Origin of the sequence: Micromonospora sp. NPDC023814 (assembly GCF_040639595.1) — a bacterium.
In the GTDB taxonomy this organism is placed as follows: domain Bacteria; phylum Actinomycetota; class Actinomycetes; order Mycobacteriales; family Micromonosporaceae; genus Micromonospora.
In genome coordinates, this window is sequence record NZ_JBFAAF010000010.1 from 53,873 (window position 1) to 67,914 (window position 14,042).

General features: G+C 74.2%; 12 protein-coding genes and 1 riboswitch. Of the genes, 6 read left to right on the forward strand and 6 right to left on the reverse strand.

Going from position 1 to position 14,042, the window contains the following annotated elements:
• Position 1 precedes the first annotated feature (1 nt).
• Entirely contained in the window at positions 2-643 is a 642-nt protein-coding gene (locus AB0G14_RS07685) for a TetR/AcrR family transcriptional regulator (protein ID WP_357694796.1), read from the reverse strand.
• 166 nt (positions 644-809) lie between these two features.
• On the opposite strand from AB0G14_RS07685, the gene AB0G14_RS07690 reads away from it, so the two are divergent.
• The 4 genes from AB0G14_RS07690 to AB0G14_RS07705 all read left to right on the forward strand — a co-directional run bounded on the left by AB0G14_RS07690 (position 810) and on the right by AB0G14_RS07705 (position 5,923).
• Positions 810-1,706, forward strand: a complete 897-nt coding sequence (locus AB0G14_RS07690; RefSeq protein WP_357694798.1) for an ABC transporter permease — start codon at positions 810-812, stop codon at positions 1,704-1,706.
• Positions 1,699-2,517 (forward strand): ABC transporter ATP-binding protein, encoded by an 819-nt coding sequence (locus AB0G14_RS07695; protein WP_357694800.1) that lies wholly within the window; start codon positions 1,699-1,701, stop codon positions 2,515-2,517. The genes AB0G14_RS07690 and AB0G14_RS07695 overlap by 8 nt, the downstream gene beginning before the upstream one ends.
• Before the next feature lie 139 nt (positions 2,518-2,656).
• A complete protein-coding gene (locus tag AB0G14_RS07700) occupies positions 2,657-4,159 on the forward strand; it encodes a bifunctional cytidylyltransferase/SDR family oxidoreductase (protein ID WP_357694802.1) in 1,503 nt (500 codons plus the stop codon).
• Between the two features lie 36 nt (positions 4,160-4,195).
• Positions 4,196-5,923 (forward strand): CDP-glycerol glycerophosphotransferase family protein, encoded by a 1,728-nt coding sequence (locus tag AB0G14_RS07705; protein ID WP_357694804.1) that lies wholly within the window; start codon positions 4,196-4,198, stop codon positions 5,921-5,923.
• A gap of 19 nt (positions 5,924-5,942) precedes the next feature.
• On the opposite strand, the gene AB0G14_RS07710 is transcribed toward AB0G14_RS07705, so the two are convergent.
• The 5 genes from AB0G14_RS07710 to AB0G14_RS07730 form a co-directional block, all read right to left on the reverse strand.
• On the reverse strand, positions 5,943-6,686 hold the full coding sequence (locus tag AB0G14_RS07710) for an alpha/beta hydrolase (protein ID WP_357694806.1): 744 nt from the start codon (positions 6,684-6,686) through the stop codon (positions 5,943-5,945).
• A 108-nt stretch (positions 6,687-6,794) separates the two neighbouring features.
• Complete coding sequence (locus tag AB0G14_RS07715; protein ID WP_357694808.1) at positions 6,795-7,631, reverse strand: C39 family peptidase; 837 nt, start codon at positions 7,629-7,631, stop codon at positions 6,795-6,797.
• A 220-nt stretch (positions 7,632-7,851) separates the two neighbouring features.
• A riboswitch (cyclic di-AMP (ydaO/yuaA leader) is annotated at positions 7,852-7,994 on the reverse strand.
• A 287-nt stretch (positions 7,995-8,281) separates the two neighbouring features.
• Positions 8,282-9,040, reverse strand: a complete 759-nt coding sequence (locus AB0G14_RS07720) for a hypothetical protein (RefSeq protein WP_357694810.1) — start codon at positions 9,038-9,040, stop codon at positions 8,282-8,284.
• 219 nt (positions 9,041-9,259) lie between these two features.
• Complete coding sequence (locus tag AB0G14_RS07725; protein WP_357694812.1) at positions 9,260-9,694, reverse strand: hypothetical protein; 435 nt, start codon at positions 9,692-9,694, stop codon at positions 9,260-9,262.
• Positions 9,695-9,882: 188 nt separating this feature from the next.
• Positions 9,883-11,142, reverse strand: coding sequence for an acyltransferase (locus tag AB0G14_RS07730; RefSeq protein ID WP_357694814.1), 1,260 nt, complete (start codon positions 11,140-11,142; stop codon positions 9,883-9,885).
• 261 nt (positions 11,143-11,403) lie between these two features.
• On the opposite strand from AB0G14_RS07730, the gene AB0G14_RS07735 reads away from it, so the two are divergent.
• Together AB0G14_RS07735 and AB0G14_RS07740 are read left to right on the forward strand one after the other, a co-directional pair.
• Positions 11,404-12,729, forward strand: a complete 1,326-nt coding sequence (locus AB0G14_RS07735; protein ID WP_357694816.1) for a polysaccharide pyruvyl transferase family protein — start codon at positions 11,404-11,406, stop codon at positions 12,727-12,729.
• Positions 12,730-12,818: 89 nt separating this feature from the next.
• The gene (locus AB0G14_RS07740) at positions 12,819-14,039 is read left to right on the forward strand and encodes a glycosyltransferase (RefSeq protein WP_357694818.1); all 1,221 of its coding nucleotides are present in this window, start codon (positions 12,819-12,821) and stop codon (positions 14,037-14,039) included.
• The last annotated feature ends 3 nt before the right edge of the window (positions 14,040-14,042 follow it).

The following is a 14,042-nucleotide window of genomic DNA, read 5'->3' on the forward strand; positions in this document are numbered from 1 at the left end:
GTCAGGCCGGCGTGGCGTCCGCCGCGCGGGGGCGGGGCACGCCGGCGCCGGCGCCGAGCCCGATGGCCACCGCCTCGACCAGCGTGTCCAGGTACGCGTCGGTGAGCGGGGTCCGCGCGATCGCCAGCCGCCAGTAGAGCGGGCCGACGATCAGGTCGACGGCCGCCTCGGGGTCGGTGTCGGGCGGCAGCTCGCCGCGCTGCACGGCGCGGCCGATCAGCCGGCCGCCGATCTCCTGCTGCCGCGCCCGCAGCACCTGCTGGAGGGTCTGGTCGATGGTCGGGTTGCGGGCCGCCTCGGCGAGCAGGTCGGGGATGATCTGCGAGGCCAGCGGGTGCCGCAGCGCGTGCGCCACGACCTGGAAGAGCAGTTGGAGGTCGCCGCGCAGGGTGCCGGTGTCCAGCGCCGGCAGCTTGCCGGTGGCCGCCGCGGCGACGATCTCCAGCACCAGTTCGAGCTTCGAACTCCAGCGCCGGTAGATCGCGGTCTTGCTCACCCCGGCCCGACGGGCCACCGCCTCGATGGAGAGCCGGCCGTAGCCGACCGCGGCGAGCTCCTGCATCAGCGCGCGGCGGATCGCCGTGGTGATGTCGTCCCGCAGCACCGCCGCGCCGGCCGGCGCCCGCCTCTTTCCGGTCGTCACCTGGAGCTCGTCTCGGCTGTCACGAGGAACAATGTAGCGCAACGACGGTACGGTTGCGTCCCGACGTGTTTCGGACTACTGTCCACGCAGCGGCGAGGCGGCGCTCCCCGCTTGGTTCCATCGTCGCGCCTCATCCGTCGTCACGAAAGATCGGAGCGCCCATCCCATGGCCAACACCGCGCTGGCCGACCCCGACTCCGGCCTCACCCAGGCGCAGCTGGCCGCCCGCCACGGGCTCCGGGTCGCCGGCGAGCGGCCGCCCCTGGGCGAGTACGCCCGGCGGCTCTGGCGCTACCGGCACTTCATCGCCGCGTACGCCAACGCGAAGCTCGTCGCGTCGTTCAGCAACGCCCGGCTCGGGCAGCTGTGGCAGGTGCTCACCCCGCTGACCAACGCGGCGGTCTACTACCTGATCTTCGGCGTGGTGCTGAAGCAGGACAGCATCCCGAACTTCATCGCCTACCTCTGCACCGGTCTGTTCATCTTCAACTTCACCCAGACCGCCGTGCAGAACGGCACCCAGTCGATCACCGGCAACCTAGGCCTGATCCGGGCGTTGCACTTCCCCCGGGCCTGCCTGCCGCTGGCCGTCACGGTCACCCAGTTCCAGCAGCTCCTCGGCTCGATGGTGGTGCTCCTCGCCATCGTGCTGGTGACCGGCGAGCCGATCACCTTCGCCTGGCTGCTGCTCGTCCCGGCGATCATCCTCCAGGCGGTCTTCAACGCCGGCCTCACCATGACGGTGGCCCGGATGGGCGCGAAGCTGGCGGACCTCAAGCAGGTCATGCCCTTCGTCCTGCGCACCTGGATGTACGGCTCCGGCGTGCTCTACAGCGTGGCGCTCTTCGAGGAGCAGCTGCCCGCCTGGGCCTCCCGGCTGGTCGAGTTCAACCCGGCGCTGGTCTACATCGAGCTGGCCCGCGTCGCGCTGCTGGAGCAGGCGCCGCTGCTCAGCTCCTCCGTGCTCCAGCTCTGGCTGGCCGCGGTGGGCTGGGCGATCGTGATGGGCGTCGGGGGTTTCATCTACTTCTGGCGGGGCGAACAGGAGTACGGCCGTGGTTGAGCAGTTCGAGTCGTCCAACGACGTGACGGTGACGCTGCCCCGGGTCCAGGACCGGGTGCCGACCGTGGTGGTCGACGACGCGCACGTGATCTACCGGGTGCACAAGGGCGGCGGCGGGGGCGGCGGCCCGGTCGGCGCGCTCAAGCGGATGGTCAGCCGCACCTCGGCGCCGAACATCCGGGAGGTGCACGCGGTCAAGGGGGTCAGCTTCACCGCGTACCGGGGCGAGGCCATCGGGCTGATCGGCAGCAACGGCTCGGGCAAGTCGACCATGCTGCGGGCGATCGCCGGCCTGCTGCCGGTCAACCGCGGCGCGGTCTACACCCAGGGACAGCCCTCGCTGCTCGGCGTGAACGCGGCCCTGCTCAACGACCTCTCCGGCGAGCGCAACGTGGTGCTGGGCTGCCTGGCCATGGGGATGCCGCCGGCGGAGGTGCAGCGGCAGACCCCGGAGGTCATCGAGTTCTCCGGGATCAACCAGCGGGGCGACTTCGCCTCGCTGCCGATGCGCACCTACTCCTCCGGCATGGCGGCCCGGCTGCGCTTCTCCATCGCCGCGGCCAAGAAGCACGACGTGCTGCTCATCGACGAGGCGCTCGCCACCGGCGACAAGGGCTTCCGCAAGCGCAGCGAGCAGCGGGTGCGGGAGCTGCGGGAGAGCGCCGGCACGGTGTTCCTCGTCAGCCACCAGCTCTCCTCAATCAGGGACACCTGCGAGCGGACGATCTGGCTGGAATCGGGCGTCCTGCGCATGGACGGCCCGACCGACGAGGTCCTGCGGGCGTACGAGGCGTTCGCCAACGGCAAGTAGCGCGCCGGACGGCATCGACGGAGATGCCGGCGGACCGCGTCGTCCCGTTGGGGCGACGCGGTCGGCGCGTTAAGGTTCATCCGGTCGCCGCGCGGGCGGAACCGTCTGTTCACGCACCCCTGAGAGTGAGGATTCGGCAATGACGCAGGACCACACCACTGGCCCGGACGCCACACCGGAGACCCCGGCGCCGTGGCGGCCCTCGCGGACGGTGGCGGTGGTGCTGGCCGGCGGCACCGGGACCCGGCTGGGTCTCGGCATCCCGAAGCAGCTGCTGAAGATCGCCGGCAAGCCGATCATCGAGCACACCCTGGCGGTCTTCGAGGCCGCCCCCGAGATCGACGAGATCATCGTGCTGATGGCCACCGGCCACGTCGCCGAGGCCCAGCAGATCGTCGACAAGGCCGGCTTCCGCAAGGTCACCAAGGTCATCGAGGGCGGCGACACCCGTAACGCCACCACCCGCATCGCGCTGGACGCGGTCGGCGAGGGCGACTGCAACATCCTCTTCCACGACGCGGTGCGGCCCCTGGTCAGCGGCCGGATCGTCCGGGAGTGCGTGAACGCGCTCTGGACGTACTCCGCGGTCGACGTGGCCATCCCGTCGGCCGACACGATCATCCAGGTCGACGAGGACGACTGCATCACCGACATCCCGGTGCGCTCGTCGCTGCGCCGCGGCCAGACCCCGCAGGCGTTCCGGTCGGGCACGATCCGCGAGGCGTACCGGATCGCCGGGGGCGACCCCCACTTCGCCGCCACCGACGACTGCGGCGTCGTGCTGCGCTACCTGCCGGGCACGCCGATCAAGGTCATCGACGGCTCCGACGAGAACATCAAGGTCACCCACCCGGTCGACGTGCACCTCGCGGACAAGCTGTTCCAGCTCGCCGCCGCGCAGGCCCCCCGGGTCACCGACCACCGCAGCTACACCGAGGAGCTGACCGGCCGGACCATCGTCATCTTCGGCGGCAGCTACGGCATCGGCCACGACCTGGCCGAGCTGGCCCGCCGCTACGGCGCGCAGGTCTTCCCGTTCAGCCGCTCCAGCACCGGCACCCACGTGGAGCGCGCCGCGGACGTCGAGGCGGCGCTGAAGACCGCCTTCGAGGCCACCGGCCGGATCGACCACGTCGTGGTCACCGCCGGCATCCTGGAGAAGGGCGCCCTCGTCGAGATGGACGAGGAGACCATGGACCGGGTGCTCCAGGTCAACTTCGTCGGGCCGGTCATCGCCGCCCGCCAGTCGTTGCCCTACCTCCAGCAGACCAAGGGCCAGCTGCTGCTCTACACGTCCAGCTCCTACACCCGGGGCCGGGCCCAGTACGCCCTCTACTCCTCCACCAAGGCGGCCCTGGTCAACCTCACCCAGGCGCTCTCCGACGAGTGGGCCGAGTTCGGCGTACGGGTCAACTGCATCAACCCCGAGCGCACCGCGACCCCCATGCGCACGAAGGCGTTCGGCGAGGAACCGGAGCACACCCTGCTCGCCGCCGAGACCGTCGCCCAGGCCTCGCTGGACGTGCTGATCTCGGACCTGACCGGTCAGGTCATCGACGTGCGCCGCGCGCCGGGCGAGGTGCCGGCCCAGCCGGTGCCGGGGCAGGCCGAGCGGGCAGCCAGCCCGGCCAGCGCCGGCTGACGCGGGTCTCGGGCCACGGCGGGGAACGGAGCCGACATGCGTGGTGACCTGGTCCGGAAGCTGATCGCCCGCGCCCTGGCCACCGGCCTGGCGGTGCTGGCGTTCCTCGTCGTCGCGCTGACCGGCGCGACCGGCTGGGGGCTGGGGCTGGCGGTGGCCGCCCTCGCGGCGGCCGCCTGGGAACGGCGGGTCCGCCCGGGCGCCGACAGCGCCGCCGAGACCGCGCTGGTCGCGGCGGCGGTCCTGGTCGGGTACGCCCGGCGCCTCGACGCCGGTTTCGACCCCGCGCTGGCCGCGACGGCGCTGGTCCTGCTGGGGCTGGTGCTGCTCGTGGGGCCGCTGCGGGACGCCGGCGGCCTGGAGGTGCGCGCCGCGAACCTGCCGGTGCGCACCTGGACGCCCCTGGTCGCCGCACGCCTCGGCGACGCCCTGCTGGGGCTGCTCGCCGTGGTGGCGGCAGCCGCCGCGGCGACCCTGCCGGCCGGTGTGGCACTGGGCGCCGTCGCGCTGGTCGCCGCCGGCGCCGGGGCCGTCGGGCTGGACCTGGCCCGGCGGCGGTTCCGGCCGGGGGCCGGCGGGTCGGCGGTCTCCCGCGCGCTGCGCCGGCACCAGCCCGAGTTCCTGCTCCACTTCTCCGCCCCGCCCGGCTCGGAATACCAGGTCACCATGTGGCTGCCGTACCTGGAGCGGATCGGCCGGCCGTTCCTGGTCATGGTGCGGGAGCCGGAGTTCCTGCCCACCGTCGCCGCGGCCACCACGGCGCCGGTCGTCTACTGCCCCACCACCAAGGCGATGGACGAGGCGCTGGTGCCGAGCCTGCGGGTGGCGTTCTACGTCAACCACGGCGCGAAGAACAGCCACTGCATCCGCTTCACCCAGCTCACCCACGTCCAGCTGCACCACGGCGACAGCGACAAGGCGCCCAGCGCCAACCCGGTCTCCGCCATCTTCGACCGGATCTTCGTCGCCGGTCAGGCCGCCGTCGACCGGTACGCCCGCGCGGGCGTGGACATCCCGGCGGAGAAGTTCGTGGTGGTCGGCCGGCCGCAGGTCGAGTCGATCGAGGTCCGGCCGGAGCCGGTGCGCGGCCTGCCGAACCCCACGGTGCTCTACACGCCGACCTGGACGGGCCACCACGCGGACGCCAACTACTGCTCCCTGCCGGTGGCCGAGGCGCTGCTGCGCGGGCTGCTGGCGCGGGGCGCGACGGTGATCCTGCGGGCCCACCCGTACACCTCGCAGAACCCGGCCTCGGCGCGGCAGTTGGGCCGGCTCACGGAGCTGCTGGCCGCGGACCGGGCCCGGAGTGGCCGGCAGCACGTCTTCGGCGCCGCCGCCACCCGCGAGCTGACCCTGACGGAGTGCGTGAACCGCTCGGACGCGCTGGTCTCCGACGTGTCCGGGGTGATCTCCGACTACCTCTACTCCGGCAAGCCGTACGCGGTCACCGACATGGGCGACGAGGGCGACCGGTTCGCCGAGCGGTTCCCGCTGGCCGGCTCGGGCTACGTGCTGCGCCGCGACATGTCCAACGTGGACGAGGTGCTGGCCGCGCTGCTCGACACCGACCCGCTCGCCGCCGCCCGCTGGGCCACCCGGAGCCGCTACCTGGGCGACTTCCCGGCCGAGTCGTACGCCGAGGCGTTCCTGGACGCCGCGCGGCGGCAGCTCGACGCGGACTGGAACCCGCCGACGCCGCGCGCCGTTGGCGGGACCGGCCTGCCGGTCGAGCCGGACGAGGCGACCCTCTCCGCCACCACCTGACCGGCCGGCACCTCGCGGGTCAGCGGTACGGGTCGACCAGCTCCAGGACGGCCTCGGGGGCCTCGACGTGGGCGTTGTGGCCCAGGCCGGGCAGGGTGGCGACCGGCACGCCCAGCTCCTTGAGCTGGGCGTCGGTGACCATGGGGTCGTGCTCGCCGCGGGCCAGCAGCACCGGCACGTCCGTCGCCGCCAGCAGGGTCGGCAGGTCCGGCTCCCCCACCCCGAACGCGGCGGGGTCCATCGCCAGCCGCCAGCGGCCGTCGACCTGCCGCAGCCCGGCCTCGACCACGGGGTGGTCCGGCGCGAAGAGCCCGGTCAGGCCGGCCACCCGCAGGTACCGGCGGGCCGCCTCGTCCCGGCTGGCGAACCAGGTCACCGGCCGGGCGGCCAGCTCCCCGGCCTTCGCCAGCTCGGCCGGGGACCAGACGGCCTTGATGCCGAGCCCGACCACGGCGTCGACCGGCAGCCCGGCGCGGCGGGCGGCCAGCGCCAGCCCGACCACGCCGCCGAGGGAGTGCCCCAGCACGACGAGCCGGTCCCCCGCCGCGAGCCCCGCGGCGATCCGGTCGGCCAGCCCGGCGAACGAGTACGCCGACAGCGGCGGCGACCAGCCGTGGCCGGCGAGGTCCGGCGCCAGCCACCGCCCCGTCCACCGGCGCTCCAGCAGCGGCGCCCAGGGCAGCCACACGTCCCCGGTCGCGCCCATGCCGTGCAACAGCAGCAGGACGCGCCGGCCGTCCCGGTCACCCGATTCGTCGACCATAGGCCGCAGTGTGCCACCCGCCGTACGCCCCGGCGAGGGCCGTGACCCGGAGACGACATCGGGCGCCGGCTCCCGGGGTGGGGAGCCGACGCCCGACGGGTGTCTTTGTCAGGCGGAGTAGCCGCGGGTGGCGGCCCAGTTCGCCAGGGCGATGGTGGACATCCAGTACGACGCGGTCGCCGGGTTCGCCGAGTCGGCGATCTTCACCAGCCGGCCCTCGTCCTGGTAGCCCACGACGGCGATGTAGTGGCCGCCGGGGAAGGAGTGCCAGCCGCCGTCGGTGTCCGTGGCGCTGCCGGCGACGTTGACCACGACGCCCCGCCCGTCCGTGATGGCGGCGACCACGTCGGCCTGGAGCTGGTCCATCTGCGCCGGGGTCGCGGCACCGCCCGGGATCATCCGGGTCCGGTACGGGTCACCCTTCACCGTCGCGTTCAGCACCCGGGTGGTGTCCTCGGCCGAGTCGGTGCCCATCTCGTCGGTGCCCAGCTGGGCGCCGAGGGCGTCCTGGCTGCGCGCGATGCCGGCGGCGCTGAGGGCGTGCCGGACGGCGGCCGGACCGCAGTTGTAGAAGGTGGTCTGGGCCTGGTAGTCGTAGTCCAGGGACTTGGACTTCGGCGGCTCCGGCTTGCGGGTCAGGTCCGGGTTCGGGGCGGCGCTGGTGGCGCTGGCCGACGGAGCGGCGCTGGACGCGGCCGGGGCGCCGGCCGACGGGGCGGTCGCGATGCGGGCGTCGCCACGCGAGGCGACGCTGCCGTCCCGCAGCTCGCTCACGGCCACCGGGGCCTGTGCGGCGGCGGGTGCCTCGTCGGTGCCGGCCAGCAGCGCGCCGGTGCCCGACGCGAGCACGAGCGCCGCGGCCGACGCGGCGGCCACCTGGTACGGACGCTCGGACGTGAGGCGACGGAGCTGTCGCTTGAGGTGGTGCTTCACGGTTTCCTCCACGGGCTCGGGGGGTGAGCGGCCGCCGGTCCGCGCAGGGGGGACCGACCGCGCGGACGGCGTCCGGCGGTGGTGGACCACTCAGGGGATGCGCCCGGAATGCCGGGCGACGGGCGGTGACCGGTGAGTCAGCTCGCGGCGTGCGGCCGGGCGAGCGCGGGCACCGCGGCGCCGTGGAGGCGCCGGAACGACCGGGGGGCGGGTGGGTGCTGCACGAGGATGGAACTCCTTCCGACGCCGCCGACCGGGTTAGCTGACGGATTCGGGCGGGAAGAACGCCCTACCGCGGGGCCGTGGCCCGCGGATTCACCCCGATGTTGCACTGGGTCCCCGGCTCGCCTGTTCACGATTAGGCGGGTCGGCGCGGCGTCGCCTCTTGCGATCGGGTACCGCACCGGACGGGCCGACACTACTGGTCGGCCCGCGCCCTGCCAACCCGCTCCCACCTGCTTAAACCTTGATCGAGAGACTTTTTTTGCGGTCAGTTCGACACTGACGCGACTCAATGGGACGACCGTTTCCCGACGCACCTTGCGTCGACAACCGGACGAGCGGCGGACATCGGCGCGGAATCGCCGGCGGGAATCGGCCGGGCCGCGCCGGATGACCGGTTCGGCACCGCTATGACCGGCGTCACGAAATTGCCCGGCGGTTCAGCCCACCCGCGCGGGCCGCCAGCGCGCGGCGAGCGCGGGCCGGCGCCCGGCGGACACGGGCCGGGCCGCCGGGAGCCGGCCCGGCCGGAGCCGGACCGCTGCGGCGTACGCCTCCCCGGCCAGGGCCCGCGCCGCCTCGGCGGCCAGGTCGGCGTCCCGCCACGCCGACCGTTCCCGCTCGGCGGCGGCCCGGTGGTCGGCCCGCTTCGCGTCGCGTACCGCCCGGGCCAGCGCGATCTCCTGCTCGACCGGGTGCCGGCGGGGATCCCAGCCGGCCCGGCGGCCGAACACCTCGCGGAGTTGGCGGGTGGAGAGGTCGCCGCGCCAGTGGGCCGCCACCGCCGCGTGGTGCAGCCAGCGCTCGCGGGCGGCGTACTCGGCGGGCGTGCGCGGGGTGCGCGGGGCGGGCAGGGCGGCGGCGCCGGTGAAGCGGCGGGCGGCGGTCTCCGCCTCGTCGTACGCCCGCCAGGCCCGGTCGGCCTCCTCCTGGGCGGCGAGCCAGTCGGCCCGCCACCGTCGGGCGGCGTGGGCGGCCCGGCCCGCCGCGACGGCCACCTCCTCGGCGTAGCGGCGCAGGTCGGCCGCCTCCGCCACGGGGTCGACCGCGGGCGGGGCGACCGGCTCGTCGGCGGGACGGACCCGCTCGGGGTGGGCGACCAGCACGGCGAGCACGGTCAGGGCCAGCAGGAGCAGGGCGGACCAGATGGCGGCGGCCCGCGGCACCTCGATCAGGAACTGGTAGACGACGGTCTCCATGGTCGGCACCTCACGGGGAGCGAGTGCGGCAGCGGGGCGCACGCGGCGCCCGGGTGGCGGGGCTCGGCGGTGCCACGTCCCGCCGCCGGGATGTGGCGCGGGTGGTGGAGAGCGGAGGACGGGCACCCTTGTCAACGCCTGCGGTGGCGAAAGGGGCCCTTCCTACGCCGTGCGGCGGGCGCGGTCGCGGGGCGCGCGGGCCCCGCGGGGTGGTGCGGATCAAACGTGCGGCGGGCCCCGGGGGCCGGCCGTCACCGGGGTGCGCCCGACCGGCGCGGGGGCCGGGCCGACGGTGACGGCCCCGGCGGCTGCGCCCGGGTCGGCCAAAGCGGCGGGGTGGCCGGGGCCGGTGGCGGCCCGGTCGACGGCGGCGGCCCGGTCGGGGTCGGCACCGTCGGCGACGACGCGGTGGTCGGCGACGGCCACGGGCGGGTCGGCGGGTGCCATCGTGACGGGGAGTGCCGGGGCCGGGGGCGCCCAGGCGTCAGCCGGGGGCACCCAGGTGTCGGTCGAGGGCACTCCGGCCTGGGCCGGGGCAGCGGGGAGGGCCCCGGCGCCGACGGCGAACGCGACCGCGACGGCGAGGCCGGTCAGCAGCCGCGCGGCCCACCGCGCCACCCACCACAGGGGACAGGTGAGCGCGACGGGAAGCACGCGACCACGCTACCGCCGATGCCGCCGGTCCGCATCGCCGCCGGGCGTGTCCCGTGTGCGGCGGTCTCGGCGGCCCTCCGGCCCGATGCTCTGCGCGTCCGGCCGCCCACCCCGGACCGCACGGACCAGGGTGGACGGGTAGTCCGGCTACTCCGGTTGGTCGACCTGCGTCAATGGACGCGGTCGTCCTACGCCCGGGGGAGCGGCCGGCCGGCCGTCGCACGGGGCTCGGCGTACGCCGGTCGATGGTCCGCCTCCGGCTCGGCATGCCGGGGGCGCGGCACGACGCGCCCCCGCTCCCCCGGCGGCCGCTGCCGCGGGGCGGCCACACCCTCGACCGGCGGCAGCGCCCGGGCCGGGCGGCGCGGGCCGAGCAGCCGCATCATCGGCGTCTCGACGAAGCGGTGCAACGCTCCGGCGAGGGCCAGGTTGACCAGCAGGAAACCGAGCACCGCGGCCAGCCCCCACCAGCCGCGGTAGCCGACGCCCCAGTCGCTGGTGAGCCGGAGCACGGTCACCATCACCAGCACGTGCACCAGGTAGAAGGCGAAGGAGACCTCGCCGAGCCAGACCATCGGCCGGGACCGCCACGGCGACCGCCGCCCGCGCACGTCCGCGTCCGCCGCCGCGGTGATGACCAGGATGTACGCCACGGCGAGCAACGCCGCCCACAGCTCGGCGCGCACCCACTGCGCGGCGACCACCCAGGTGGCCACGAAGACCAGGCTCGCCACCGGCAGGCCCGGCCCCCGCCACCGGCCGCGCCGCATCAGCTCGGCGGCGGCCACGCCCATCCAGAACTCCAGGGACCGGACGGGCGGGAAGATCTGGGTGAACCACCAGCGGCTGTCCTCGGGCACCAGGGCCTGGGCCGGCCAGAGCGCCAGGATCAGCAGCGGCACCGCGACGACCACGGTCCACAGTGCCCATGGCCGGGCCCGGCGGAGCAGCGGCAGCGCCAGCGGCAGGCAGAGGTAGAAGAAGAACTCGCAGGACAGCGACCAACTGACCGTGTTGATGCTGTAGAACGCGCCCGGCCGGGGGTCCCACGCCTGGAGCAGGAAGAGGTTCTCCACCGCGACGGCGCGGTCCACCGGGTCGGCGAACCAGGCCGCGACCAGCAGGGCGAGCGCCCACAGCGCCACGTGGCTGGGCCAGATCTTGGCGATCCGGCGACGCCAGAACGCCCGGCGGGAGTCGGTCGGTCGGGCCGACCACACCAGCACGAAACCGCTGAGGATGAAGAAGAACTGCACGCCGGACAGGCCCAGGGTGAAGACCCAGTTCACCACTGCCCGGTGGTCCGGCTCGGCGATGATCCCCATCGTGCCGGCGTGGAAGCCGAAGACGAGCAGGGCCGCCACCCAGCGCAGCCCGGTCAGCGACGGCAGCCGACCGGCCGGGGGCGCGGGCCGGGCCTCCGGCGCGACGGTCGCGGCCCCCGTCATGCCGGCGGCCCGGCGGTCCGCAGGGTCACCAGCACGTACGTCTCCTCCTCGGGCGTGGGCGGGCGGCGCAGGACGGCCCGCGGCGGCCTCCGGTCGGCGCCGCCGCCGGGCACCCTACCCGCCGCCCCGGATGTCCCCCTGTGTCCCCGTCCACCGCGTGACGGTTCCGTCCCTCCGCGTGGCGGAGTGACGCGCGTCTGTGCCGGGGCCGGCCGGTGGCCTAATATTCCGTGACCCGGAGGTGACGAGAGGCGGGGACGGATGCACCAGCGGATCCTGATGCGGGCGAAGAAGGGCCCGTTCGACGTCTACTCCCCCGAGGAGGCCTTCGAGGGGAACTGGATCGGCGAGAACAACGGCAACCTCGTCTTCAGCCACGCCGCGCACAAGCTGCTGCAGACCAGCACCACCGAGATCACCCCGACCGAGTTCAAGGTCAACCCGCGCGACGCCGACATGATCAACGAGCGGTACGACGTCTACGTCGTCCCGCTCGCCAACGCCTTCCGGCGCAGCTACGCCCACCGCATCGAACTCATGACGAAGCTCGTCGAGCGGCTGAAGATCCCGGTGGTGGTGCTCGGGGTGGGCGTGCAGACCGACGTCAAGGGCGACCGGGAGTACCTGCGCCCGATCGACGACGCCGTCACCCGCTTCGTCCGGGCCGTGCTCGACCGCTCGCACAGCATCGGCGTACGGGGTGAGATCACCGAGGGCTACCTGCGCACGCTGGGCTTCTCCGCCGTCGACGTGATCGGCTGCCCGTCGATGTTCCTGCACGGCGACAGCCTGCGGGTGGAGAAGCGGAAGGCGGCGCTGGCGCCCGACGACCGGCTCGCGCTGACCGTCTCGCCGTACGTGAAGTCGATGGCGAAGATCATCGCCCGGCACCACGAGCGGTACCCGAACCTGCGCTACCTGCCGCAGGACCTCAAGACGCTCGGCACCCTGCTCTACGGCGACGCCCCCGACGACCGGGGCAAGTCCAGCGCGATCCCGATCCACACCTCGCACCCGCTGTTCACCGAGGACAAGGTGCGGATGTTCGTCGACCCCTGGACCTGGATGGACTACCTCTCCGGGTTCGAGTTCGCCTTCGGCACCCGGATCCACGGCACCATCACCGCGCTGGTCGCCGGCACGCCCGGCTACCTCTTCGCGCACGACTCGCGCACCCTGGAGCTGGCCCGGTACTTCGACATCCCGCACCGGGTGATGAAGGAGGTGCCGGCCGACGTCGACGCCGCCCAGCTCTACGACGAGGCGGACTACACGGCGCTCAACGACGGCCACAAGGCACGCTACGAGACCATGCTCGCCTTCCTCGCCAAGCACGACCTGGGCAATGCCTTCGCCGACGGCGACAGCGCCGCCCGGTTCGACGCGCGGGTGCGGGCCACCACCTACCCGCCCGCCGTGCGTCCGGCCAGCGCGACCGCGCCGGACGTGCTGCTGGAGCGGATCCAGTGGCTGCGGGACCGCAACGCGGAGCTGCACCAGGACGCGGAGACGCTGCGGGAGCAGCGCCTGCGCACCCGGGTCAAGCGGGTGGTGGGCGGCCCGGTGAAGCGCATCCTGAACCGTTAACCCCGCGCTGGGCGGCTGTTCAGGGACTCCACCTTCGCCGGCAACGTGAGGTTCCGGGGCCGTCCATCCGCGCGGTCGATGGTGTCGGCGTGGTCATTGAGCCGACGCAAGCACCGCTGCTGAGCATCGTCGTGCCCGTGTACGGCGTCGAGCCGTACCTGTACCAGTGCCTCGAGTCGATCCGCGCCGACATCCCGGCCGGCGAGGCGGGCGCGGTGGAGCTGATCGCGGTGGACGACGCCTCCCCGGACCGTTGCGGTGAGATGCTGCGGTCGTACGCGGCCGGGCGGGTCGGCATCCGCACCGTCCACCTGACCGACAACGTCGGCCTCGGCCTGGCCCGCAACGCCGGTCTCGACGTGGCCACCGGCGCGTACGTCTGGTTCGTCGACAGCGACGACTGGCTGCCGCCGGGCACGATCCCGGTGGTGCTGGACCGGTTGCGCCGGGACCGGCCCGACGTGCTGATGCTGGACCACCTGCGGGTGCACGAGGGCGGCCGGCGGGAGGTCGACGCGAGCAGCCACCTGCTGCGCGGAGTGCCGGGCGTGGTCCGCCTCGCCGACCGGCCGCAACTGCTGAAGGTGCAGCACACCGCCTGGAACAAGGTGGTCCGCCGCGGGTTCATGGCCGAACTGGAGCTGCGCTTCTTCCCCGGCTGGTACGAGGACATCCCGTTCAGCCACCCGCTGCTGATCGGCGCGGAGCGGATCTCCGTGCTGAACCGGGTCTGCTACCTCTACCGGCAGGGCCGGCTCGGCGCGATCACCTCCACCCGCAGCCGCCGGCACTTCGACGCCTTCGACCAGTACGAGCGGCTCTTCGACTGGCTGGACCGGCACGCCCCGGACGACCGGCTGCGGGCCGAGCTGTTCACCCTGATGATCAGCCACTACCTGGTGGTGGCGGGCAACGACGGCCGGCTGCACCCGCGGCTGCGCCGCGCGTTCTTCCGCCGGGTCGCCGAGCACTACCGCCGCTACCTGCCCGACGCGGGCTACTCCCGCCCCTCCGGAGTCGCGGGGCTCAAGCACCGCCTGGTCGGGCGGAACAGCTACCTCGCGTACGCGGCGCTGCGCCGGGCCCACCGGGCGGCGGGCCGGGTGCGGGGCGCCCGGCCCGGCCCGCCGGCCCTCCCCTCGCCGGAGGCCGACCAGGCGGGGCAGGTCGCGGAGACCGGGCAGGTCGCGGAGACCGGGCAGGTCGCGGAGACCGGGCAGGTCGCGGAGACCGGGCAGGTCGCGGAGACCGGGCGACCCGCGACCGGGACGGCGGCGGACCAGACCACCGCGATGGCGAGCCGCCGATGACCG

Excerpts from the sequence above, each read along its gene's own strand:
- AB0G14_RS07690 (WP_357694798.1), top strand. The coding sequence starts at position 810 with ATGGCCAACACCGCGCTGGCCGACCCCGACTCCGGCCTCACCCAGGCG.
- AB0G14_RS07700 (WP_357694802.1), top strand. The coding sequence starts at position 2,657 with ATGACGCAGGACCACACCACTGGCCCGGACGCCACACCGGAGACCCCG.
- AB0G14_RS07705 (WP_357694804.1), top strand. The coding sequence starts at position 4,196 with ATGCGTGGTGACCTGGTCCGGAAGCTGATCGCCCGCGCCCTGGCCACC.
- AB0G14_RS07710 (WP_357694806.1), bottom strand. The coding sequence starts at position 6,686 with ATGGTCGACGAATCGGGTGACCGGGACGGCCGGCGCGTCCTGCTGCTG.
- AB0G14_RS07720 (WP_357694810.1), bottom strand. The coding sequence starts at position 9,040 with ATGGAGACCGTCGTCTACCAGTTCCTGATCGAGGTGCCGCGGGCCGCC.
- AB0G14_RS07730 (WP_357694814.1), bottom strand. The coding sequence starts at position 11,142 with ATGACGGGGGCCGCGACCGTCGCGCCGGAGGCCCGGCCCGCGCCCCCG.
- AB0G14_RS07735 (WP_357694816.1), top strand. The coding sequence starts at position 11,404 with ATGCACCAGCGGATCCTGATGCGGGCGAAGAAGGGCCCGTTCGACGTC.